General features: G+C 66.9%; 15 protein-coding genes. 10 read left to right on the top strand and 5 right to left on the bottom strand.

From position 1 onward, the window contains the following. Positions 1 to 18: 18 nt before the first annotated feature. Genes AC3IPP_RS12025 through AC3IPP_RS12035 form a run of 3 tightly spaced genes read left to right on the top strand, consistent with a single transcriptional unit; the run spans position 19 to position 3172 of the window. Complete coding sequence (locus AC3IPP_RS12025; protein ID WP_489149162.1) at positions 19 to 1746, top strand: class I adenylate-forming enzyme family protein; 1728 nt, start codon at positions 19 to 21, stop codon at positions 1744 to 1746. Next, positions 1743 to 2690, top strand: coding sequence for an NAD(P)H-dependent flavin oxidoreductase (locus AC3IPP_RS12030; RefSeq protein ID WP_489149163.1), 948 nt, complete (start codon positions 1743 to 1745; stop codon positions 2688 to 2690). The genes AC3IPP_RS12025 and AC3IPP_RS12030 overlap by 4 nt, the downstream gene beginning before the upstream one ends. Next, positions 2687 to 3172 carry a PaaI family thioesterase gene (locus tag AC3IPP_RS12035; RefSeq protein ID WP_489149164.1) on the top strand — a complete coding sequence of 162 codons (486 nt, stop codon included), beginning with the start codon at positions 2687 to 2689 and terminating at the stop codon, positions 3170 to 3172. The genes AC3IPP_RS12030 and AC3IPP_RS12035 overlap by 4 nt, the downstream gene beginning before the upstream one ends. A 6-nt stretch (positions 3173 to 3178) precedes the next feature. Here AC3IPP_RS12035 and AC3IPP_RS12040 read toward each other — a convergent pair whose 3' ends face one another. The 3 genes from AC3IPP_RS12040 to AC3IPP_RS12050 all read right to left on the bottom strand — a co-directional run bounded on the left by AC3IPP_RS12040 (position 3179) and on the right by AC3IPP_RS12050 (position 7850). Then, entirely contained in the window at positions 3179 to 4399 is a 1221-nt protein-coding gene (locus AC3IPP_RS12040; protein ID WP_489149165.1) for an acetyl-CoA acetyltransferase, read from the bottom strand. 18 nt (positions 4400 to 4417) lie between these two features. Further along, entirely contained in the window at positions 4418 to 6301 is a 1884-nt protein-coding gene (locus tag AC3IPP_RS12045; RefSeq protein ID WP_489149166.1) for an AMP-binding protein, read from the bottom strand. Between the two features lie 67 nt (positions 6302 to 6368). Next, entirely contained in the window at positions 6369 to 7850 is a 1482-nt protein-coding gene (locus tag AC3IPP_RS12050) for a carotenoid oxygenase family protein (protein WP_489149167.1), read from the bottom strand. A 112-nt stretch (positions 7851 to 7962) separates the two neighbouring features. On the opposite strand from AC3IPP_RS12050, the gene AC3IPP_RS12055 reads away from it, so the two are divergent. From AC3IPP_RS12055 to AC3IPP_RS12070, 4 genes are all read left to right on the top strand, one after another. Then, a complete protein-coding gene (locus tag AC3IPP_RS12055; RefSeq protein ID WP_489149168.1) occupies positions 7963 to 9033 on the top strand; it encodes a phosphotransferase family protein in 1071 nt (356 codons plus the stop codon). Next, a complete protein-coding gene (locus tag AC3IPP_RS12060; protein ID WP_489149169.1) occupies positions 9030 to 10220 on the top strand; it encodes an acyl-CoA dehydrogenase family protein in 1191 nt (396 codons plus the stop codon). Before AC3IPP_RS12055 ends, AC3IPP_RS12060 begins: the two co-directional genes overlap by 4 nt. A 253-nt stretch (positions 10221 to 10473) precedes the next feature. Further along, positions 10474 to 12267: an ABC transporter ATP-binding protein gene (locus AC3IPP_RS12065; protein WP_489149170.1), complete on the top strand. Its 1794-nt coding sequence runs from the start codon at positions 10474 to 10476 to the stop codon at positions 12265 to 12267. A gap of 220 nt (positions 12268 to 12487) precedes the next feature. Then, entirely contained in the window at positions 12488 to 15514 is a 3027-nt protein-coding gene (locus tag AC3IPP_RS12070) for a DUF3857 domain-containing protein (RefSeq protein WP_489149171.1), read from the top strand. A 16-nt stretch (positions 15515 to 15530) separates the two neighbouring features. On the opposite strand, the gene AC3IPP_RS12075 is transcribed toward AC3IPP_RS12070, so the two are convergent. Both AC3IPP_RS12075 and AC3IPP_RS12080 read right to left on the bottom strand, forming a co-directional pair. Next, complete coding sequence (locus tag AC3IPP_RS12075) at positions 15531 to 16703, bottom strand: sensor histidine kinase (protein ID WP_489149172.1); 1173 nt, start codon at positions 16701 to 16703, stop codon at positions 15531 to 15533. Next, positions 16693 to 18000, bottom strand: coding sequence for a sigma-54-dependent transcriptional regulator (locus AC3IPP_RS12080; RefSeq protein ID WP_489149173.1), 1308 nt, complete (start codon positions 17998 to 18000; stop codon positions 16693 to 16695). Before AC3IPP_RS12080 ends, AC3IPP_RS12075 begins: the two co-directional genes overlap by 11 nt. A gap of 45 nt (positions 18001 to 18045) precedes the next feature. Between AC3IPP_RS12080 and AC3IPP_RS12085 the strand changes: the two genes are divergently transcribed. From AC3IPP_RS12085 to AC3IPP_RS12095, 3 genes are read left to right on the top strand one after another with little or no spacing between them, the layout of a single operon-like run. Further along, on the top strand, positions 18046 to 19359 hold the full coding sequence (locus AC3IPP_RS12085) for an efflux RND transporter periplasmic adaptor subunit (protein ID WP_489149174.1): 1314 nt from the start codon (positions 18046 to 18048) through the stop codon (positions 19357 to 19359). Further along, positions 19356 to 20036 (top strand): ABC transporter ATP-binding protein, encoded by a 681-nt coding sequence (locus AC3IPP_RS12090; protein WP_489149175.1) that lies wholly within the window; start codon positions 19356 to 19358, stop codon positions 20034 to 20036. Before AC3IPP_RS12085 ends, AC3IPP_RS12090 begins: the two co-directional genes overlap by 4 nt. 17 nt (positions 20037 to 20053) lie before the next feature. Beyond that, complete coding sequence (locus AC3IPP_RS12095; RefSeq protein WP_489149176.1) at positions 20054 to 22468, top strand: ABC transporter permease; 2415 nt, start codon at positions 20054 to 20056, stop codon at positions 22466 to 22468. Positions 22469 to 22473: the final 5 nt, after the last annotated feature.

Raw genomic sequence — 22473 nt, forward strand, 5'->3', positions numbered from 1 at the left:
ACCAGGGAGAAGAACGACATGATCGTCGTGCCGGAGGACCGTATCCGCGACTTCAAGGCGAAGGGCTGGTGGGGCGAGGACACGCTGGACGACCTGTTCCGTCGTCACGTCGCCGCCATGCCGGACGCTGAATCAGTTGTCGATCCCATCAATCGCGAAGCCATCATGGGCGGCGCCCCGGCACGCCTGACCTGGGCCGAGGTCGAAGACCGGGTCGCCCGCTATGTCGCTGTTCTACACGCCGTCGGCGTCGGACGCGACGACGTGGTGGCGGTGCAACTGCCCAATGTCATCGAGCTGGGCCTAATCTACCTGGCCTGTATCCGCCTGGGCGCCATCGTCACCCCCGCCCCGGTCCAGTACCGCGAGCACGAACTGGCCTATATCGCCGCCAAAACCGACGCCAAAGCCGTGGTGACCGCCGCCCGCATCGGCAAGCACCCCCATGCCGCGATGATGCTGTCGGTCCAGACGGACGCCCCCACCTTGAAAGCCATTCTGGTGGTCGGCGGCGACGCGCCCGCCGGGACCATCGACCTCGACGCCCGCGCATCCGCGCTGGACGAGGCTGCGGTCGAGGCCGGACGCGCCGCCGCTCGCCACGCGAAGATCTGCGCCGACGACATCGTCACCATCTGCTGGACCTCCGGCACCGAAGCCCAGCCCAAGGGCGTTCCACGCAGCCACAATGAGTGGATCATCATGGGCGCGGGCGTGGCGGACGCCGCCGACCTGCAACCCGGAGCGGTGCTGCTGAACCCCTTTCCCATGGTCAACATGGCGGGCATCTCGACCAGCTTCGTCTCCTGGCTTCTGCTGGGCGGGGTGCTGATCCAGCATCAACCGTTCGACCTGCAGATCTTCCTGCAACAGGTCCGCGCCGAGAAGATTGACTACACCGTCGCCCCGCCCGCCGTGCTGAACCTGCTGCTGCAGAACGAGGCCCTGCTCGAAGGTGTCGATTTCGACCGGCTGCGGTCCATCGGCTCGGGTTCGGCGCCCCTGTCGGAATGGATGGTCCGCACCTTCTTCGAGAAGTACGGCGTCCAGATCGTCAACTATTTCGGCTCCAACGAAGGCGCCTCCTTCCCCAGCGCCCAGAAAGACGTGCCGGATGCGGCCGAACGCGCCGTCCTGTTCCCGCGCCTGGGCGAAGGTTTCCGATGGAAGGCCCTGCTGCACGACCGCATCTTCACCCGCCTGGTCGATCCCGAGACGGAGCAGGAGATCACCGAGGTCGGGGTGTCCGGCGAACTGCGGGTCAAGGGCGCGACCATCTTCTCGGGCTATTGGCGCTCGCCCGAAATCAACGCCCGCGCCTTTGACGCGGACGGCTGGTTCCGCACCGGCGACCTGTTCGAACTGGCGGGCGACCAACGACAGTTCTACCGCTTCGTCGGCCGCCTGAAGGACGTCATCATTCGGGGCGGGATGAACATCTCGTCCGAAGAGATCGAGGGCCATCTGATGGGCCATCCCGCGGTGGCCGATGTGGCCGTGGTGGGCGCCCCCGACCCCAACCTGGGCGAGCGCCTGTGCGCCTTCGTCGTCTTCAAGCCGGGTCAGACCGCCGACCTCGGCGACATCAACCGTTTCCTGACCGCCGACAAACACGTCGCCGTCTACAAGCAGATCGAACGGCTGGAGGTCATCGACATCCTGCCGCGCAACCCCGTCGGCAAGGTGCTGAAGCGCGACCTGCGTCAGTCCCTCGGCGACCACTCTGGAAATCAGAAATCCGCATGACCACCGCCTTCCCCCACCCGATGCGCCTGCCCGTAATTTCGGCGCCCATGTTCCTGGTCAGCGGGCCAGAACTGGTCATCGCCGCCTGCAAGGCCGGGATCGGCGGCGCCTTTCCCACGCCCAACTGCCGCACCGTCGCCGACCTGGACGCCTGGATGGGTCAGATCACCGACGCCTTGAACCCTGGCGACGGGCCGTGGGTCGCCAACCTGATCACCCACTCGACCAACGCCCGACTCGAAGAAGACCTGAGGCTGGTGGCGCAGTACAAGCCGCCCATCGTCATCACCGCCCTGGGTTCGCCCAAGCCGGTGATGGAGACGGTGAAGGGCTATGGCGGTCTGGTCTTCGCCGACGTGGTCAACATGGCTCTGGCGAAGAAGGCCGCCGACGCGGGCGTCGACGGCCTGGCCTGCATCAGCGCCGGTGCGGGCGGCCACACCGGCCACCTGTCCCCCTTCGCCTTCGTCTCGGCGGTGCGCGAGTTCTTCGAGGGCTGGCTAACCATCGGCGGCGGCATCGCCGACGGCGCGGGCGTGGCGGGCGCGATCGCGGCAGGCGCCGACATGGTCTACATGGGCACCCGCTTCCTGGCCGCCGCCGAGAGCCGGGCGCAGGATCCCTACAAGCAGATGATCGTCGACAGCGGCCCCGACGACCTGATCGTCTCCTCGGCCATCACCGGCACCCCCGCCTCCTGGCTCAAGCCCAGCCTGCGCGCGGCGGGCATGGACCCGGACGCCCTGGGCGGCCCGATCACCCGCGACTATTCCGGCGACGCGGCGCACAAGCGCTGGCGCGACATCTGGGCCGCGGGCCAGGGCCTGCAAAAGGTCGGTGCCATTGAACCGACCGCCGTCGTGGTGGAGCGGCTGGAGGCTGAGTACCGCGCCGCCGCCGCACGCTTCGCCGGGTTGAACGCGCCACGGAGCGTCGCCGCATGAGCGGATCGCCGCAGATGATTCAGCCGCCCGCCTTCGCCCTCGATCCGGCGCAAAGCGGGCTGGAGCTGGCGCGGCGCTGGATCGAAACGGTATGGCCGGGCGGTTTCGTCAATCGCCTAGCCGCCCGCCCGGTCGAAGTCGCAGAGGGTCATATGCGGGTCGAGTGCGACATCGACCCCGGCCATTCCAACTTCGTCGGCCTGGTGCATGGCGGGGTGACGGCGGCCCTGGTCGATATCGTCGGCGGCGGGGCGGCCATGACCCTGCTGAAGCCGGGCGAGTTCCTGCTGTCCACCGATCTGTCGATGCGCTTCCTCAACGCCGCCCCCATCGGCTGCGGACGACTGATCGCCGAGGGTCGCGCCGTCTACGCCGACCCGCGCAAGGTGGTCGCCGAGGTCACGGTCTCTACGCCCGACGGCCTGACCATCGCCCACGGCTCTGCCGCCATCGCCATCCGCACCCGTCGTCAGGACGGTTGAGCCGCCTCAATCCCGGCCGATCACCATGCTGACGGTCGTGGTGGTCGAGCCGCCGATGTTCAGCGTCTGGACGTTGTTCGCCCCCTCGACCTGACAGCCGCCCGCCGTTCCGGTCGTCTGGCGGAAGGCGTCCAGCGCCATCCGCACCCCGGTCGCGCCGACCGGATGGCCGCAGCCGATCAGGCCGCCCGACGGATTGATCGGCAGACACCCGCCGATCTCGATCTCCCCCGCCTCGATCGCCTTCCAGCTCTCGCCCGGCGCGGTCAGCCCCAGATGGTCGATGGCCATGTATTCGGTCATGGCGAAGCAATCATGCGTCTCGACCGCGTCGATCCCGTCCAGCGACAGACCGGCCCGCGCCCGCGCTTCGTCAATGACGCGTTTGACCTGTGGGAAAACGTAGTCGCCCCCGGCGCTGGCCTCGACCTTGCGCTGATAGCTGAGCGGGCCCGAGCGATGGCCCCAGCCCTTGATGCGCGGCAGGCTTTCCAGTGGCACGCCGCGTCGCCGGGCATAGTCCGCCGCCCGCTCGGCCGAGGCCAGCACCACCATGGCCGCGCCGTCCGTCACCTGGCCGCAGTCGCTCTTGCGCACCCGCCCCTCGATCACCGGATTGGCCTCATCGTCGGCCGAAAAGCTGGCGTCATTGAAGACGTAGTCGCGCGTCTGGGCCTTGGGGTTCAGCTTGGCGTTGGTGAAGTTGATCTGCGAGATGCGGCGCAGATGCGCCTCGTCGATGCCATAGCGGCGGTCGTATTCGTCGGTCAGTTCGGAAAAGGCGCGCGGCCAGACGTAGCGCGCGTCTTGATACTCATGCCCCACCCAGGCGGCCGCGCCCAGATAGGCGGCTCCCGTCTCGCCCGGCACGTTGCGCATCATCTCCAGACCCAGGACGGCGGCGGTTCCGTAGCGCCCGGCCTCGATGTCCGCCATCGCCGCCAGCAGGGCGATGCTGCCCGAGGCGCAGGCCGCTTCGTGCCGCGAGGTCGGTAGGCCGTCGAAGGCCGGCTCCGCCATGGCGAAGAAGCCGCCAAGCTGCCCCTGACCCGAGAACAGATCGCCGACGAAGTTGCCGACATGGCCGACCTCGATTTCGTCCGGCGCCATGTCCACGGCGTCGAGACCCCCGCGCAGAGCCTCGGCGAAGCCATCACCGATCTCCAGTCCCTCGCGGGCCCAGTTGCGTTTGAAGTCGGACTGCCAGCCGCCCAGGATATAGACCATCGGATATTCTCCTCTGTTTCAGGCGACGATGACGCCCGGCCCGGCAGGCTCGGCGTAGAGGGCCTCGACCTGAACCCTGCGATTGTCGATGACGGCGCGGCGGTTGATCGTGGCCTTGTCCGACACCTCATGAGCGTTCGGGTCGGGCGGCGTCGTCAGGAAGGCCAGACGCGCGATGCGGGCGCTGGCGCCATGAGCCGAGGCGTTGTGGGCGATCAGCCGCTCGCGCACCGCCCGTGCCAGGGCGCCGGAGGCCAGAGCCTCGCCGACCTCCATGTCCAGCATGGTCTTGATCCCGGCGGGCGAGGGCCAGGCCAGAACCCCGAGCCACGGCCGGTTGTCGTCGCACAGCACCACTTCGGCCCCCAGGGGCGCCAAGGCCTGCAGCACAGCTTCGCGCATCTGCGCCCCAAACACCCAGGAGCCCGTCGACAACTTGAACTGATCCGCCAGCCGCCCGGCGAAGAAGACGCCCTGTGTCGGGTCTTCACTGTCGGTCAGGGTCGCCAGATCGCCCATGCGGTAATAGCCCTCGGCGTCAAACACCTCGGCCGTCCGCGCCGCATCCTCATGGTAGCCGCCCATGACATTCGGGCCGCGCACCCGCACCTCGAACCTGTCGGCGTCGTGCGGGACCAGCTTCACCTCGACCCCCGGCACGGGCAGGCCCAGCCCCAGACGGTCGGTATATTGGTGCACCACCATGAAGCCCGCCGTGGTTTCGGTCGCGCCATATGCGGATGTCAGCATGATGCGATGGCCCGTCTCCGCCACCGCCATGGCCTGTATCCGGTCGCTGACGGACTGGTTCAGAGCCGCGCCGCCGAACACCATGACCCTTAGGTCCGAGAAGAAGGTCCGGCGCAGCTCGGCGTCCGTCTCCAGCGCGTCGGCCAGCATGGCGTAGCCGGTGGGCACGTTGACGTAGTAGCGCACGGGCCGCTCGCGCAGGTTGCGGATCGACGCCTCGAACAGGCCCGGCATGGGCTTGCCGTCGTCAATATAGAAGGCGCCGCCCGCCAGCAGCACGGCCCTCAGCACCGCCGCCCCGGCCACATGATTCCACGGCATCCAGCCCAGAAGGTCGCCGGACCAGGCGTAGTCCTCGCCGATCACCTGGGCCGCCTGGGCCGTATTGGCGGCGATGGAGCGCAGGCTCAGCGGCACGACCTTGGGCAGGCCCGTCGAGCCGGAGGTCATCATAAACTGGGCGACCTGTTCCGGCTTCAGACCCTCGATGCTCGCGGCCACGCCGGGACCGGGGCGCGTAGCCATGACCTCCGTCAAGGGCACGCTCGCACGCGTCAGCGCCTCGAGCGTCGCCGTCAGCACCATCGCATCGCCCAGATCCAGAGCATCGATCGCAGCGGCGGCCATGCGGGCGTCCTCGACCAGCAGGATCGACGGCTTCAGGCTGCGAATGACATGGTTCAGCCGCCCCAGGTCGCCGCCCAGCAGGGCGTAATGGACGCTGACCGGCGCCGTCGGTACACCCGCCGCCAGGGCTCCGAACAGGAAGGCCGCCATAACCGGACTGTTGGCGCCCATCACCATCAGCGGCCCGACTGTATGCTGCGGATGATCCAGCAGCCACTGGGTCACGGCGTCCATACTGGCCTTCAGTTCAGCATAGCTCTGCAAACCCCAGGCGCCGCCCTGGGCCGGATCGCGACGGGCCAGGGCGGTCTTTGCCCCTTCACGCGCCGCCACCGCGGCGAAGGCGCGCGGCAGGTTCCAGTCATGCGCGGCCAGGGGAATGCGCGAGCGCATCACCATGGCCCCGTCCGCCTCGCGCCGCACCTCCAAATCAACCGGCATCAGGCCGGCGTCACGGAACGGCGCCGCTCGCCACGACGCCGTTTCCGAAGCTGCGTCCACCGTCGCCTGTCCCAAAGCCGTCATCGCCCTCTCCTGATCCCCGCCCCAACAAGGTCCGCTAATGAAAGCATTATGAACACGCCCTAGCGGGTCAAGCCGCCTCGTCCGGCAGAAAGCGGCGGTCGGCCCAGCAGGCATGTGTGCCCGAGCTGATCTTGTGCGGCAGGGCGATGCGGCAAACAGGGCCATCCTCGAACCGCTTGCAGTCGATCAACACGCACTCCGACCGTCCAGCATTCTCATCAATGATGAAGCTGACCAGATAGCCGTCGTCCTCATCCTTGGCGCCGATGCGCGGCGCGAAGGGCGCCTCGCTAGCGTAACGTCCGTCAGGCAGGTTCACCGTCCAGGACTCGCCGGTCTTAAGATCGTGTTTGATGAAGCCGTTGAACAGGAACCAGCCCGGCTTGGTGGTGGTGCTGTAGGCGTAGCGATAGAGTTGGCCGGCGTACTGCTGATTGATGGTGCCGAACTCGACCAGGCGGTCGTCCAACCGCTCTTCCCTGGTCGTGCCGTCCTTCAGGTTGAAGCGCCAGCGGTGCAGTTTGGGCCTGAAGCTGTTCTCATCGACGAAGGCCATCATGTGGGCGTGCTCGGCGTAGATCTCGGGCAGGTCGCCCAAAGGATCCGGCATCGGCTTTTCCTGGAAATAGCCGTCCATGATGATCTCTTCGCCTTCCTCATAGGCGTTGAGGAAGTGCAGGACATAGGTCGGCGCCGCCTCGAACCAGCGGATGTCCTCGGTCGTCCCATAGCGAGGAATGACAGCAAAGCGCGACGGCATGTCGGGGCGATAGCGCACGGCGTGATATCCCGCCTTCAGCGCCTTCTCGTCCCAGAACAACGGGAAGTCGTTCAGGATGGTGTAGTTCTCGCTGAAGATCATGTCGTGCGGCAGACGCGCGCCCGGCAAGGGGATCGGCGTATAGTGCGTCCGCCGCCCGTCCGGCGCGACCACGCCGTAATACATGTAGGGCGCGTGCTTGGAGTAGTTGAAGAACAGCAGCTCGCCGGTTCGTTCATCCACCCGCGCATGGGCCGACACCCCGTCCAGCGGCGCCCACGACGCCACGCCTTCATCGTCCAGGGTATTGGGGTCCAGCTGATAGGCCTCGCCGCACTGATAGAAGGTCGCCAGCGCCTTGCCCGCATGGACTACCACGTCGGTGCTGGCTGAATCCTTGATGCCCCCGTGGGCGCCGAAGCCGGGACGCTTCGACACGTTCGGCCCGTCCATCATGCCGCCCCACAGGCTTTCGCCCGCCTGCTGCTCCGCCTGAAAGCAGCGGCCCCTCACAAAGCGGTTGCGATAGTCGGCCTTGCCGTTCCGGAAGCTGATCTGGTGCAGCATCCCATCGCCGTCGAACGGGTGGTGGCGGCCCAGCGGCGTGTGCACCTGGTTCTCGGTGTTGCGGATGTAGACGCCGTCGATGTCGGCCGGAATCGCGCCCTCGATCACCTCCAGATCGAAGGCGTTCACTTCCTCATGCTGGGGAGTCCACGGCCCGCTCAGATAGGGGTGGTTGCTGGGCTTGAGGGTCGCGACGATGGGCGACAACCGCTCGATCTGCATGGCTCGTCTCCTGGCTCTGGACGAAGCCTCGCGCTTTTGGTCTATTTACGCAAGTTACAGGCGCATATTTTTTCAATACGCTCCTTCCGTCCGCCCAAACCGAGCATCCGCCATGTCCCAACAAGCCGCTTTCGAGGGCGCCGGTCCGATCCGCGCCGGTCACGAACTGCCGCTGGATCAGCTGACCGACTGGCTACGGCGGCACGCGCCGAACCTTGGAGAGCTCCAAAAGGTCAGCCAGTTCAATGGCGGCCAGTCCAATCCTACCTATCGTCTGGATACGGCCACGGGCGCCTACGTTCTGCGTCGCAAGCCGACCGGCGTCGTGCTGAAGGGCGCTCACGCCGTCGAGCGCGAGTTCCGGGTGATTTCGGCGCTCCGTCAGGCGGACTTCCCCGTGCCCGCGCCCCTGGCCCTGTGCGAGGACGAGGCCGTCATAGGCTCGCCCTTTTATCTGATGGAGATGGTTGAGGGCCGCATCTTCTGGACCCCCACCCTGCCCAGCCTGACGCCAGCACAGCGCGGCGTCCATTTCGACGCCCTGAACGCCACGATCGCTCGACTGCACGCTCTGGACGTCGCCGCTATCGGCCTCGACGACTACGGGCGGCCGGGGAACTTCTTCGCCCGCCAGATCGCGCGCTGGTCGCGACAGTATCTGGAGGACGACCTGGCAGGCCGCGATCCGAACATGGACCGCCTCGTCGCCTGGCTGCCCGAACACGCCCCGCCAGACGACGGCGCCGTCGCCGTGGTCCATGGCGACTTCCGCGCCGACAACGCCGTCTTCGCCCCGGATCGGGCCGAGGTGCGCGCCGTGCTCGACTGGGAGCTGTCGACCCTCGGCCACCCCATGGGCGACTTCACCTATCATCTGATGATGTATCGTCTGCCGCCCCACATGATCGGCGGTTTCGCCGGCGCCGACCTGACGGCCCTGGGCATCCCGACCGAGGCTGACTATCTGGCCGCCTACTGCGAGCGTGTCGGGCGGACGCCGCCCACGCCCCAGGAACTGCGCTTCTACATGGCGTTCAACATGTTCCGGCTGGCGGCCATCTTCCACGGCATCAAGGGGCGGATCGCGCGCGGCACCGCCTCATCCGTCCACGCCCAGACCATGGCCGACAACCTGACCGAACTCGCCGCCCTCGCATGGGCCCAGACGGAGACGACCTCGTGAGCCAGAACGATGTCGGACAGGGCCGCGCCATCGCCGAACGCGTCGAACGTTTCGTCCGCGATGTCGTCATTTCCTATGAGAAGGACCCCCGCGCCACATCGCACGGCCCCACGGACGAGCTCGTCGCCGAACTGCGAGGGCTGGCGCGCGAGGCCGGACTGTTGACGCCCCACATCGGCGCGGACGGCTCGCACCTGTCGCAGCGCGCGACGGCCCTGGTGCTGCAGGCCTCGGGCCTGTCGCCGCTCGGCCCGGTCGCCCTCAACGTCATGGCCCCGGACGAGGGCAATATGTACCTGCTGGGCCAGGTCGCCAGCGCGGCCCAGAAACGCCGCTTCCTGAACCCGCTGATCAGAGGCGAGGCCCGCTCGGCCTTCTTCATGACAGAACCAGCCGAAGACGGCGGAGCCGGCGCCGATCCCTCCATGCTCAAGACCGTCGCCGTTCAGGACGGCGACCGCTGGATCATCAACGGCCGCAAGGCCTTCATCACCGGCGCGGTCGGCGCCGCCGTCGGCATCGTCATGGCCCGCACCGACAGCGGCGACGGCAAAATCGCCGCCACCATGTTCCTGATCGGCCTGCCTGATCCCACCGTGCGGATCGAACGCGTGATGGAGACGATCGATTCCTCCATGCCCGGCGGCCATTCGATCGTGGTTCTGGACAACCTCGCCGTCGCTTCGGATCAGATCCTCGGCGCATCCCACGAAGGCTTCCGCTATGCTCAGATCCGGCTGAGCCCGGCCCGGCTCAGCCACTGCATGCGCTGGCTGGGCGCCTGCCGCCGCGCCCATGAGATCGCGTCCGCCTATGCTGTAAAGCGTCACGCCTTCGGCAAGCCGTTGATCGACCACGAAGGCGTCGGCTTCATGCTGGCGGACAACATGATCGCGCTGAAGCAGGCCGAGCTGATGATCGACTGGTGCGCAGGCGTTCTGGACACGGGCGCTCTGGGCACGACCGAAAGCTCCATGACCAAGGTCGCGGTATCCGAAGCTCTGTTCGGCGTGGCCGACCGCTGCGTCCAGGTCATGGGCGGAACCGGCGTCTCGGGCGACACCGTGGTCGAGCAAATCTTCCGCGAAGTCCGCGCCTTCCGCATCTATGACGGCCCCAGCGAGGTTCACCGCTGGAGCCTAGCCAAGGCCGTGAAACGGCAGGCGACATCATGGGCGGCTCTCTAGCCGACGACAAACAGACGCATGGCCAGAGCGCCGGAAAGCATTGTCGTCGAAATCTGGACCTGCTACTTGTGAAGCGTCCAGTTGTTCTTGGGAAAAGGAGGGCATGATGATCGACAAGACCACGCCCGCCTGCGGGTTCCCGATGGTCTTCGGCCGCCACGGCCGCTGACGCCCCCTTTCGGCTCGGTGTTGAGCCGTTCCCCTGAACATTGCTGATACAAGGACCGCGCGGATCTGCGCGGTTGCTCTTTTCATGACCGACTATGATGACGCCGACGCGCGCCTGCGCGCGTCCGTGCTGCGCAAGGTGCTCGCCTTCACCTTCCGCCTGTGGCGCCGAACCCCTTTGCTGGCCGTCGCCTGCGCCGGGACGATGCTGCTGGCGACCCTCACGGAAGTCTTCGCCCCGCTATACGCCGGGCGCATCATCGACGCAGCGGGCCGCGGCGACGTCGGCGCCGCCTGGGCGGCCTTCGCCGCCATCACCGTCCTGGGCGCCGCAATGGTCGTACTGCGCCACCTTGGCTGGTGGGCGATCACGCCCCTGACCTTGAAGATGATGCAGGACGTGACGCAGGAAGGCTTCGCCCGCGTCCAGCGACTGTCGACCGACTGGCACGCCAACGCCTTCTCGGGTTCGACCGTCCGACGGATCACGCGGGGCATGTGGGCGCTCGACACGCTGAACGACGTGCTGCTGCTCTCGCTTCTGCCGTCTCTGACGGTGCTGGCGGGGACGGTCATCCTGCTGGCGCTGCACTGGCCGATCCTGGGCCTCGTGATGGGTGTCGGCGCGCTCGCCTACATCGCCCTGACCGTCGGCCTGGCGACGCAGGTGCTAGCGCCGACCGCGCGCCTGTCGAACCAGTGGGACACCCGGATCGGCGGCGTATTGGCCGATGCGATCGGCGCCAACGCCGTGGTCAAGGCCTTCGGCGGCGAGGCGCGCGAAGAGGCCCTACTGGCGAAGACCGTGGCCAAATGGCGCAAGCGAACCTATCGGACCTGGATGGCCTTCACCTGGGCCGGCTCGGGACAGATCGCGCTTCTGTGGTTGATCCGGCTGGCGGTCACGGGCGTGGCGCTGTGGCTGTGGATGCGCGGTCAGGCCAGCGCCGGCGACATGGCCTATGTCATCACCAGCTATCTGGTCCTGAACGGCTATCTGCGCGACATTGGCATGCACATTCACCAGCTTCAGCGTTCGGTGAACGAGATGGAGGAGTTGGTTCAGCTTCATCAGGAGCCGCTGGGCGTCCCCGACCAGACCGATGCGCAGCCGATCCAGGTCAGAGACGGCGCCATCCGTTTCGACGGCGTCACCTTCCACTACGCCGGACAGGAAAGGCCGCTGTTCCGAAATCTCGACGTCGCCGTTCCTGCGGGACAGCGCGTCGGACTGGTGGGACGCTCGGGCTCCGGCAAAACCAGCTTCGTCAAGCTGGTCCAGCGGCTCTATGACGTCGATGAAGGCCGAGTGACGATCGACGGACAGGACGTGGCCCACGCGACCCAGGCGTCCCTGCGCCGTCAGGTCGCGATCGTGCCGCAGGAGCCGATCCTCTTCCATCGGTCGATCGCGGACAACATCGGCTATGGCCGCCCCGGCGCCACGCCCGAAGACATCGAACGGGCCGCACGCCTCGCCAATGCGCACGACTTTATCGCCCGCCTGCCGAAAGGGTATCAGACCCTGGTGGGCGAGCGTGGAGTCAAGCTGTCCGGCGGCGAACGCCAGCGCGTAGCCATCGCGCGGGCCTTCCTGGCGGACGCGCCGATCCTGATCCTGGACGAAGCGACGTCCAGCCTCGATTCCGAAAGCGAGGCGGCGATCCAGGAGGCGATGGAGCGGCTGCTGGTCGGCCGCACCGCCATCGTCATCGCCCACCGGCTGTCGACCGTGCGGGCGCTGGACCGCATCCTTGTCTTCTCAGGCGGCGAGATCGTCGAAGACGGAACCCATGACGCCCTGCTCCAGACCGGCGACGGCCACTATCGACGACTGTTCGAGCGCCAGTCAGGAAAGACGCCCGAGATCATGGAGTAGGACAAGGCGACGAGGGCGTGATTTCACCGCACGCCCGACGATTTGTCGGAGAGCATCAGGCCCCGCAGTCTCGGCTGTGGGGCCGCACCTACCCAAAGACTCTCTGTTCCCTTCCCGCTCCGCCTGCTACATAGATTTCGACGGTATGCGGAAGGAATGAAACGCGTTGAAAAACAAGCTAATGCTGACCACTTTGGCCTGGTTTTTGAGCACTTCCGCCATGGCTGGCGACACGATCTTGCGCGGCCCCGCGCCTGACTGGATTCCGTCTGTAGCCCCACATCTGTCCAACAGGCCGGACAACCCCTCTCAACATGTCCGCTATGAAGTGGTCGAGCGCCATGTGCGCGCCTTCGGCGATCATACCGAAACCTATATCCGTATGCGGCTGCGGGTGCTGTCGCCCCTGGGTCTGCAACAGGCTTCGCAGTTGGGGGTGGAATGGAACCCGGCCTTGCAGACGCCGACCGTCCACCACGCCCGCATCATTCGCGCAGGCGAAACCACCGACATTCTGGACAAGGCCGACTTCACCATACTCCGTCGCGAAACGGCGCTGGAGCAATCGCTACAGATCAATGGCGTCCTGACGGGCGTCCTGGTGAACCCCGACATCCGCGTCGGCGACACCATCGACTTTGCCTATTCCTTCCGCACGCAGTTCGACGTCTTCAACAACCCGCTCGAAACGCTGACCTATTCCCACTCCCCGCTTCCTCTGGATCTGGGCGCGACGACGATCAGTTGGCCGGCGTCAATGAGCGTGCAAACCCGCGCCGGGCGCCACGCCGTCCTTCCTCCGATCACCGAAGAGGGCGACTTCAAAGTCCTGAGCAATCGCGTGACCGACGCTGAGGGAGAAATCTATCCAGACACCCTCGCCCCCCGCTCCTATCCCAACTACGGCTGGCAGATCAGCAGCATCCCACAATGGGGGATGATTGCGGACCACATTCGCGCCTCCTTTGATCAAGCCAGCGCCCTACCCGATGCCGCCGATATGGCCGCGCACGTTGCGCGAATAAAATCCGAGCACGTCACCCCGGAAGCCCGCGCTTTAGCGGCGCTGCGGCTGGTTCAGGACGAGGTGCGCTACATGGCCCTGACGCTCGGCGAGGGCGGTTGGCTGCCGGTCTCAGCCGGCGAAGTCTGGGCAAAGCGGCAAGGCGACTGCAAGGGCAAGACCGTGCTTCTGGTCGCCCTGCTGAGAGAGTTGGGGATCGACGCGGTCCCGGTGCTGGTGTCTTCGGAAAACCTGCCCCTCGATAAATATCTGCCGATGGTCAGTGCATTCGACCATGTGATCGTGAAGGCCCGCATCAATGGGGAGACCTATCTGATGGATGGAGCGCGTATCGGCGATCGTAGCCTGACGCCGGACCGTCCTCTGGTTCACGAATATGTTCTGCCCATCGTGGAGCGCGCCCGCCTGGAGCAGATCCCACTCAAACTGCCCCCCCGTCCGACCGGCGCGCTGCATGTTGAGATCGACTTTTCCGACGGCGTCTACGGCCCTGCAAGGGTGACGCTGACCGATATTGAGCGTGGCCACAGCGCCACTGAAATGCAGGCTGGCGTAGCTCAGGTTCCCGCCGCTGAACTGACCCGCCTGTATGACCAACGCTGGAACAACTTCCTGAAGGATTACGGTCAGGTTTCGGACATCAAGAGCCGGTGGGAGTACCGCGAAGACACCCACGAGTTTGTCGCCAGTGCGACAGCTCGCATCGCCTTCGACTGGAGCGACGGCCCCGTCGAAATCCCCTTGGCTCACGTCACCTGGAAAGGTTTTGAGCTGCATAAGGACGAGAAGTTCAAGGACGCCGATTACGGCAAGAAATTCCCCAGTTCGTCCTCATTCCGCACCACCGTCATCGTGCCTGAAGGCGAGGATGTCCTTGACCTGTCGGTCCAGCCCTATGAGGTCGAGGCTGGCGCGACCCGCTACTTCCGCACCGTCCAACGCGACGGCAATCGGCTGGAGACCGATCGTGGCTCGATCACTCTTCGCCCCTACGCCACAGCGGCGGAGGTCCAGGCCGAACAGGCGGGCATGGACAGCTTCAAAGACCTGAAGGCCACCATGCAGGTGAAGCGAGGCTACACCCTGACGGCAGCTGACCGACAGACGCTGACGACAGCCCCCGAGGGCGATCCCGAGGTGGCTTTGCGTCGCGCCTACTCTCTTTACGACGAAGGCGATCATGTCGGCGCCATCGCCCAGTTCGACGCCGCCATCGCGAGCTTTCCTTCGCCCCATGCCAACGCCCTATCTAATCGCGCTCTAGCCTATCTGGCGCTGGGCGACCTGGAAAAAGCCCGCGCCGACATCGCCGCTGGGGAAGCCGTCGATCCGAACGAAACGATACTGTTCCACGCAAAGGGGCGTCTGGCTGAAATCGAAGAAGATGATCTGGAGGCCGTTTTAGCCTTCACCGGCGCGCTTCGGTCGTGGCCCGAGAACAGCCACGCCCTTTACCGCCGCGCCGCCGCCTATGAACGCATGGGCCAGTCCGCTCGCGCCCTCGCCGATCTGGAGCGGATCGTCACATTGGAGCCGCAGGAAATTGAAGCCAAGGGCGCCTTGGCGACCCAGCTGCTCCGAATGGGCCGCACCGAACAGGCCTATGAACAAGCTGGCCTGATGGCGCAGACCGCCGGCTATCCCGACGCCAAGGTCCAGATTTTCATCGGTATGGCACAGGCTCTGGCGTCCAATCTCAAGGCGTCAGATCCCGCCAAAGCCGAGACAGCGCTGACCAACGCCCTGTCGATGGAAAGCGACTTCCCCGCCCTGCTGATCGATCGTGCAGGCATCCGCGCGATGCAGGGCGACAGTCAGGGCGCCGCCGCCGATATGGCGCGCTTCAAGCAACTGACCCGCATCAACCTTGATGACCCCGCGCAGGCCTGCGTCTCGCAATCCCTATTCCGGCACAGCCGCGATGCCGCACTGGCCATGTGCGACAAAGCCATTGAGCGAAAAGAGAACGACGCTGTCCTGCACATACGACGCGGCTATCTGCTGCACGCCCTGGGCCGCGAGAATGAGGCCGTCGCCGCCTATCGCACAGCGACGGAACTGGCCCCTTCCAACCCGAAGGCCAAATACGGTCTCGGTAAAATGCTCAAGGGCGCCGGCCAAGCCGCAGAGGGCGATGCCCTCATGGCTGAAGCATTGAGCTCCGATCCAAGGGCCAACGAAGATTTTGACACGCCTCTATATGAGGTCAGCGGCAGCGCGTAGGCTAGCATACAGCGTGCTAACGGACCGATGCTGACGAATGAGAGGCATGCGACGGCAGGCTCAACCGGAACGCGGTCGCCGGAGTCTGCTCAAGGGTCAGGGCGCCGCCGTGGGCGTGGGCGATCTGGCGGGCCAGGCTGAGGCCGATGCCCGAACCGTTCGGCTTGGTGGTCACGAAGGGGCGGAAGATGCGTTCGGCGTCGGCCGACGATACGCCGGGGCCGTCGTCGGCGACCTCGATCACCAGCGCCTCGTCAGCCCGCTTGACCGATAGCCGAACCGTGCCGGACGGCGCGCCATCGATCTGCGTCGCCTCGGCGGCGTTCTGAAGCAGCGCCCACACAGCCTGATGCGTCTGATCCCGATCCAGGGACCAGGACAGGTTTTCCTTCGCGTCCACATGCAAGGTCGCCGAGGGCCAGCGGCTGGCGAACAGGCGCGCCAGATCATCCGCCATCTCTCTCACCGGCACGGGCCGCCGGACCGGCTCCGGCAGGCGAGCCAGCGTACGATAGGCCTCGGCGAACCGCTGCAGGCCGTCGGCGCGGCGCGCCAGGACGCCCAGAATTTCACGCAGAAGGGCCGGATCATCATGCGCCCCGTCCAGAACGTAGAGAGCGCTTTCCGAGAGGGAGGCGATCGGCGCCAGGCCGTTGAGCAGTTCGTGGCCCAGCACCTCGACCAGTTCGGCCGTCACACGCGCTTCAGCGGCGCGTTCTTCCTGCTCCACGTCGATCAAGGCCGCCAAAGACGACATGCCTACCCCGGACGTCAGCTCGACGCGATCCAGGCGCCAACGTCGACCGGATTGGCGGAAATGGGCGACCTCGCGATCGAACAGAGCCGGCGGCGGCGGAAGGATGCGGTCCTCGGCGCCGAAAAGGTCGCGCGCCGCACGGTTCAAGGCCCTGGCCGTCGCCCCCTCGACGCCGACCAGCGGCGTCGGCGCGGCGTCCAGCAACACCCGCAGCGCCATCGCCTCCGCCTCTTCGGGAGACGCCGCCGCAACGGGCGAAGGCGGACGCCTGTCCCACATCCGCGCGTTCCACACGCTGAGCCAGACCGCCGCCAGCGCCGCGCCGGTCAGCGCGCCCCACATGCCGGATCGCCAGGCCAGCACGCCCGCCGCGCCGCTGGCCGCCAGGCCGAACGCGCAAGCGACAGCTGACGCCGCCCGCCTAGAGACCATGACGCGCCATGCGCCGATAGAGCGCCCCCCGGCTCAGTCCCAGGGCCGCCGCGGCCTGCGAGATGTTGTGCCGATGCTCACGCAGCGCCGCCGCGATGATCGCCTTCTCGGCGTCGCCGAGATCAAAGGCGTTGTCGACGGGCGCGTCCGGCGTATCCAGCGCGAGCAATGGCGGAACAACGACGGCCGCCGCCTCGATCTTGCCGTCCTCCGACAGCAGCACCGCACGCTCGACCGCCAGGGCCAGACCTCGCGCCTCGTCCGGCCACGAGGCTGCGCGGATCGCCGCCTCCGCCCCGGGGGTCAGTTGCGCGGTCGGGCGGCCGAACCGTTCGGACGCCTCGCGCGCGAAGTGGCGGGCCAGGATGACGGCGTCGTTCTGGCGCTCGGCCAGCGGAGGGATGACCGCCTCGACCGTCGCCAGCCGCCGCCGCAAGGCCGCAGACAAGCCAGCAGCTCCCCCCAGCAAGGTAAAGCAGCGCAGCGTCGCGGGCAGATGATCCAGCAACCGCGACTGCGCCACGTCATCCAGCGCCTCCACATGACGCAGGATGACCGCCCCCCCTTCATGATCGAAGCGCCAGGCGGTCGGATCACGCAGGTCGATCTTTCGCAGCGGCTGATCGGCCAGAGGAGAGGCCGCGTGGATCGCGCTGGCCGTCAAGGTGCGGCCCGCCCCCGACGGCCCCACCACCGCGACGCTGGCCGATGTCGGACCGATGCGGCGGATCAGATCGCGTAATCGTTGAACGGCGGCGCTGTCGCCCAGAAGTCGAGCGGGAGCGGCCTCGCCCACGACGAACGACGCCGACGGCGCTTCAACAGGCGCGCGGCGGGCGATGGCGGCCTCGACCTTGGCGATCAGGTCGCGATTGCGCCAGGGCTTCATGACGAAATCGCGCGCCCCCGCCTGCATGGCCGCCACCGCGATGCCGACGCCGCTGTGGGCGGTGATGACCACGACGCAGGCCGCCGGGTCATCCGCCACGACCCGCCGCAGACAGGCCAAGCCCTCTTCGCCGCTGGTCTCGCCAGGACTGAAATTCATGTCCAGCAGCACGGCGTCGTATCGCGCGGACGCCAGACGCGACAGCGCCTCCTGCGGTCCCGACGCGAACTCCAGGCGATGCCCCGCCACCTGAAAGGCGATCTCCATCGCCCGAGCCACCACCGTATTGTCGTCCACCAGCAGGACAGCCGCGCCTCTTGACGCGATTTGCGACTGTCCATTGCCGGACACTGTGGCCGGACGCGGACGCACGTCGCCCTGATGATCCTCAAAAACATCTTTGATCATAAGAGCTTAGGCTTCTCCGCTGCGTCGGGCGAGACTGAAACCATAATGTCCGAACACGCAAAGCACGCAACCTCGTCAATCGGCCCCGCAGGCGGCGCCGCCATGGACCGCCGCCTGGAGCGACAGCGCCCGCCGTGGTGGCGACGGCGCGTGGTGCTGGCCGTCCTGGCCCTGGTCGTCGTCGGCGGCGCGGCCTGGCGCCTGGCGCCCTCGAGCGGCTCGACCAATATCGCCGCCGCCGATGTCGAGACGGGCGTGATCCAGCGCGCCGCCTTCGACGACTACATCCCCGTGCGGGCCGTCGCCGCGCCGCGCCTCAGCACCCTGGTCGGCGCTCTGACCGGCGGACAGGTCGAGCGCCTGCTGGTCGAAGACGGCGTGATGGTCGCCGAGGGCCAACCCCTCGCCGTCCTGTCCAATCCCGAGCTGAAGCTGGAGGTCCTGACCCGCGAGGCCCAGATCGTCGGTCAACTGGGCGACGCCTCGGCGCAGGATCTGGGCCTCCAGCGCAACCGTCTGGACCGCGAGGCCCAGATCGATCAGGCCAGCTATGACCTTCTGCGAGCGCGCCGCGAACACGACATCCGCCGCCAGTTGTACGAACGGGGCTTCCTGTCCGAGGCCGGCGTCCGCTCCTTCGCCGAAGAGGCGGGGTATCAGGAGAACCGGCTGAAACAGCTTCAGGCCGGACAGGCGACGGAATCCCGCATCACCGCCGCCCAGGCGAACCGCTTGGCGGAGGTGCGCCAACGACTGGCGGGCAATCTGGAAGCGGTGCGAGCCGGCCTCGACGCCCTGGTGATCCGCGCGCCGGTGGAAGGGCGGTTGACCAACTTCAGCCTTCAACCCGGTCAGGCCCTGAAGGCCGGCGATCCGGCCGGCCAGATCGACAGCGAAGGCGCCTGGAAGCTGGAAGCCGACGTCGATGAATACTACCTGGGCCGCATCGCCGTAGGCCAGAAGGCCCGAACGTCAGAGGGAGCGACGTTGACGGTCTCTCGGGTTCTGCCCGCCGTGTCCGAAGGTCGTTTCAAGGTCGAGCTGACCTTTGACGGGCGCACGCCGAACGGGCTGAACCGCGGCCAGACGCTGGACCTGCGCATTACGCTCGGCGCCGCACGTTCGGCCCTCGTCGCCCCGGTCGGCGGCTGGCTGGAAGGCGCTGGCGACGCAGCCAACGTCTTCGTGGTGGACAAGGACGGCCGCCACGCCCGTCGCCGCCCGATCGAATTGGGCCGCCGCAACCCGACGCAGGTAGAGATCCTGTCCGGCCTGTCGCCCGGCGACCGTATCGTCACCTCCAACACCGCCTCCGTCAGGGGCGACAAGCTGAACATCCGTGGAAAGGGCCACCTGTGATCCGTCTCGAGAACATCCAGCGCCGCTACGTCTCCGACGATGTCGAAACCACCGCGCTTCACGACATCGATCTCGAGGTCGCCCAGGGCGAATTCCTCGCCATCATGGGGCCGTCGGGATGCGGCAAGTCCACCCTGCTCAACACCCTCGGCGCCGTCGACCGGCCCAGCGGCGGACGCTACCTGTTCGGTGAACGCGACCTGGCGACCTTGAGTGAATCGGCCCTGGCCCGCTTCCGCGGCGAGACTTTGGGCTTCGTCTTTCAGAGCTTCAACCTGATCGACGAACTGACCATCGCCGAGAACATCGAACTTGGCCTGGTCTACCGCAAGGAGCGCCAGACCGATCGGCGCGCCCGCGTCGCCGCCGCCATGGACAAGGTCGGCATCGCCCACCGCGCCCAGCACTATCCGCATCAGCTGTCCGGCGGTCAGCAGCAGCGCGCGGCCATCGCCCGCGCCATCGTCGGCGCCCCCAGACTGATCCTGGCGGACGAACCCACCGGCAACCTCGACACCCAGAACGGCCAGCAGGTGATGGACATCCTGAGCGGGCTGAACGCCGAAGGGGCCACCATCGTCATGGTCACCCACTCGCCCAGCCATGCGGACATGGCCAAGCGCCGCATCGACATGCTGGACGGCCGGATCGTCGCCTCCGCCTCGCGCGCCATCTGAACTCGAGAGACACGCTGATGAACCGTTTCGCGCTTGTGTCGCTCTATCGCAGCCTGATCCGCCACCCGCTGTATACGGCGGTGAATGTCGGCGGACTCGCGATGGGCATCGCCGTCTTCACCCTGCTCGGCCTCTATGTGCGGTTCGAGACCAGCTTCGAGACCTGGCTGCCCGAGCACCAGAGCATCTATCAGGTCCAGAGCGAATGGAACCTGCCCGGCAGCCCATTCAACGGCGTCATGCAAAACACGCCCGGCGGATTGCTGGACATGATGCAGGAGGACTTCCCCGAACTGAAAGGGACGCGGATCCTGACCAGCGGGAAGATCATCCATAACGGCGTCGCCATGTCCGAGAACATCGCCCACGTCGATCCCGACTTCCTGGACATCTTCCGCCTGAAGATGGTGCGCGGCGATGCGCGCACGGCGATGCGCGATCCGGCCAACCTGGTGCTCAGCGAAACGGCCGCCTCGCGCTATTTCGGATCAGCGGACCCGATCGGCCGCACCCTGACGCTGTCCGACGGCGAAAACGCCGATCTGCGCAAGGTCGTCGGCGTGTTCCGTGACCTGCCCGCCAACACCGATTTCAACTTCACGGCCGTGACGCCGATGAAGCCGCCCGCGCCTGACGACATGAAGATGTGGCGCAACCTCGGCGCACTTAGCGTGTCGACCTATCTGCGTTTCGACACCCCCGGCCAGGCCCGCGCCTTCATCGACAAACTGCCCGCCTTCGTCGAGCGTCACGGCGCCGACCTGGGCGAGAAGCCGGCGGAAACGCTGCGCTATCCGCTGACGCCGATCGCCGACCTGCGCCTCGCCTCGGGCGACAAGGGCTCGGACAACCGTCGCCTGACCATCGCCATGCTCGGGCTGGTCGGTCTGCTGGCCCTGGTCATCGCCGTCGTCAACTATGTGAACCTCGCTGTGGCCCGCGCCGGACTGCGAGCGCGTGAAGTGGCGATGCGCAAGGTGGTCGGCGCCTCGCGCGGAGCCCTGATCCAACAGTTCCTGGGCGAGGCGATGGTGCTGGTCGCCCTGGCCGCCCTGGTCGGGCTGATCCTGGCGGAGCTGGGATTGCCGCTGATCAACGCCGCCGCCGACCTGTCCCTGACCCTGCCCTACGGCGTGGTTCTGCCCGTTCTGGCGCTTTTGATCGTCGTCATCGGCGCAGTAGCGGGCTTTTACCCGGCCGTCCTGCTGTCGCGCTATCCGGCCGCCCTGGTGCTGGCCTCAGCCCGTTCGCCCGGCGGCGGACGCGCGGGAGCCCGCGTCCGAGAAGCCCTGGTCGTCCTGCAGTTCACCCTGGCCACCGGCTTCATCATCGCCGCCGGCGTGCTGTTCGCCCAGATGCAGCACGTCCGCAGCGTCGACCTGGGCTTCCAGCGCGAGGGCCTGCTGATCGTGCCCGCCATGACGGATTCCAGTCTGACGGAGAGCCAGCGCCTGGCCCTTCTGGCCGCTCTGCGCGACGTGCGCGGCGTCACCCATGTGACCACGGCCACCCTCGCCGCCGGCGGTTCCAACAGCCATGCGGCCGAGAACATGCCCGTGCCCGGCACGCCTGGCGACGGCCCGACCCTGCGCAAGATCTCCGTCGGACCGGATTTCTTCGCGACCTACGGCATGACGCCGGTCGCAGGCCGGGTGTTCGACCCGAACTACCGGAGCGATGATTCCACCGAGACCGAACGGGCCGGCGGCTTCAACATCGTCATCAACCGCAAGGCAGCCGAAGCCCTCGGCTTCGCCTCACCCCAGGACGCGATCGGCAAGACGGTCGGCGGCCACCGCGCCCGCACCATCGTCGGCGTGGTCGAGGACGCCCGCTTCTTCTCGCCCCGCACGCCCATCGATCCGGCGGTCTACGTCTACAAGGCGCGCATTCCCGACTGGCCGATGGTGACCATGCGCTATCAGGGCGATCCCCGTCAGGTGATGGAGCAGACTCGCACCGTCTGGCGGCGCATTGCGCCCAGCGCGCCTTTCAACGGCGCCCACGCCGACCGACGCCTGACCGAGCTCTACGCCGCCGACGACCGCGCCGCGCGCCTGTTCGGCATGGGCGCCGGGCTGGCGATCCTGATCGGCTGCGTCGGCCTGTGGGGGCTCGCCTCCTTCAGCACCCAGCAGCGGGTGAAGGAGATCGGCATCCGCAAGACGCTGGGCGCCTCCTCCTCGGACATCGTCAAGCTGCTGGTGGCCCAGTTCCTGCGGCCGGTGTTGATCGCTAACTTGTTCGCCTGGCCGCTGGCTTTCTTCGCGGCGCGCACCTGGCTGGCGGGCTTTGACGACCGCATCGCCCTTTCGCCGCTCTACTTCATCGGCGCCAGCGCCGTGGCCGTCCTCATCGCCGTGCTGACCGTGCTCAGTCAGTCCATTCGGGCCAGCCGCGCGGCCCCAGCCTGGGCGCTGCGTCATGACTAGAGCGC

Source organism: Brevundimonas sp. KH_060 (genome assembly GCF_057838275.1).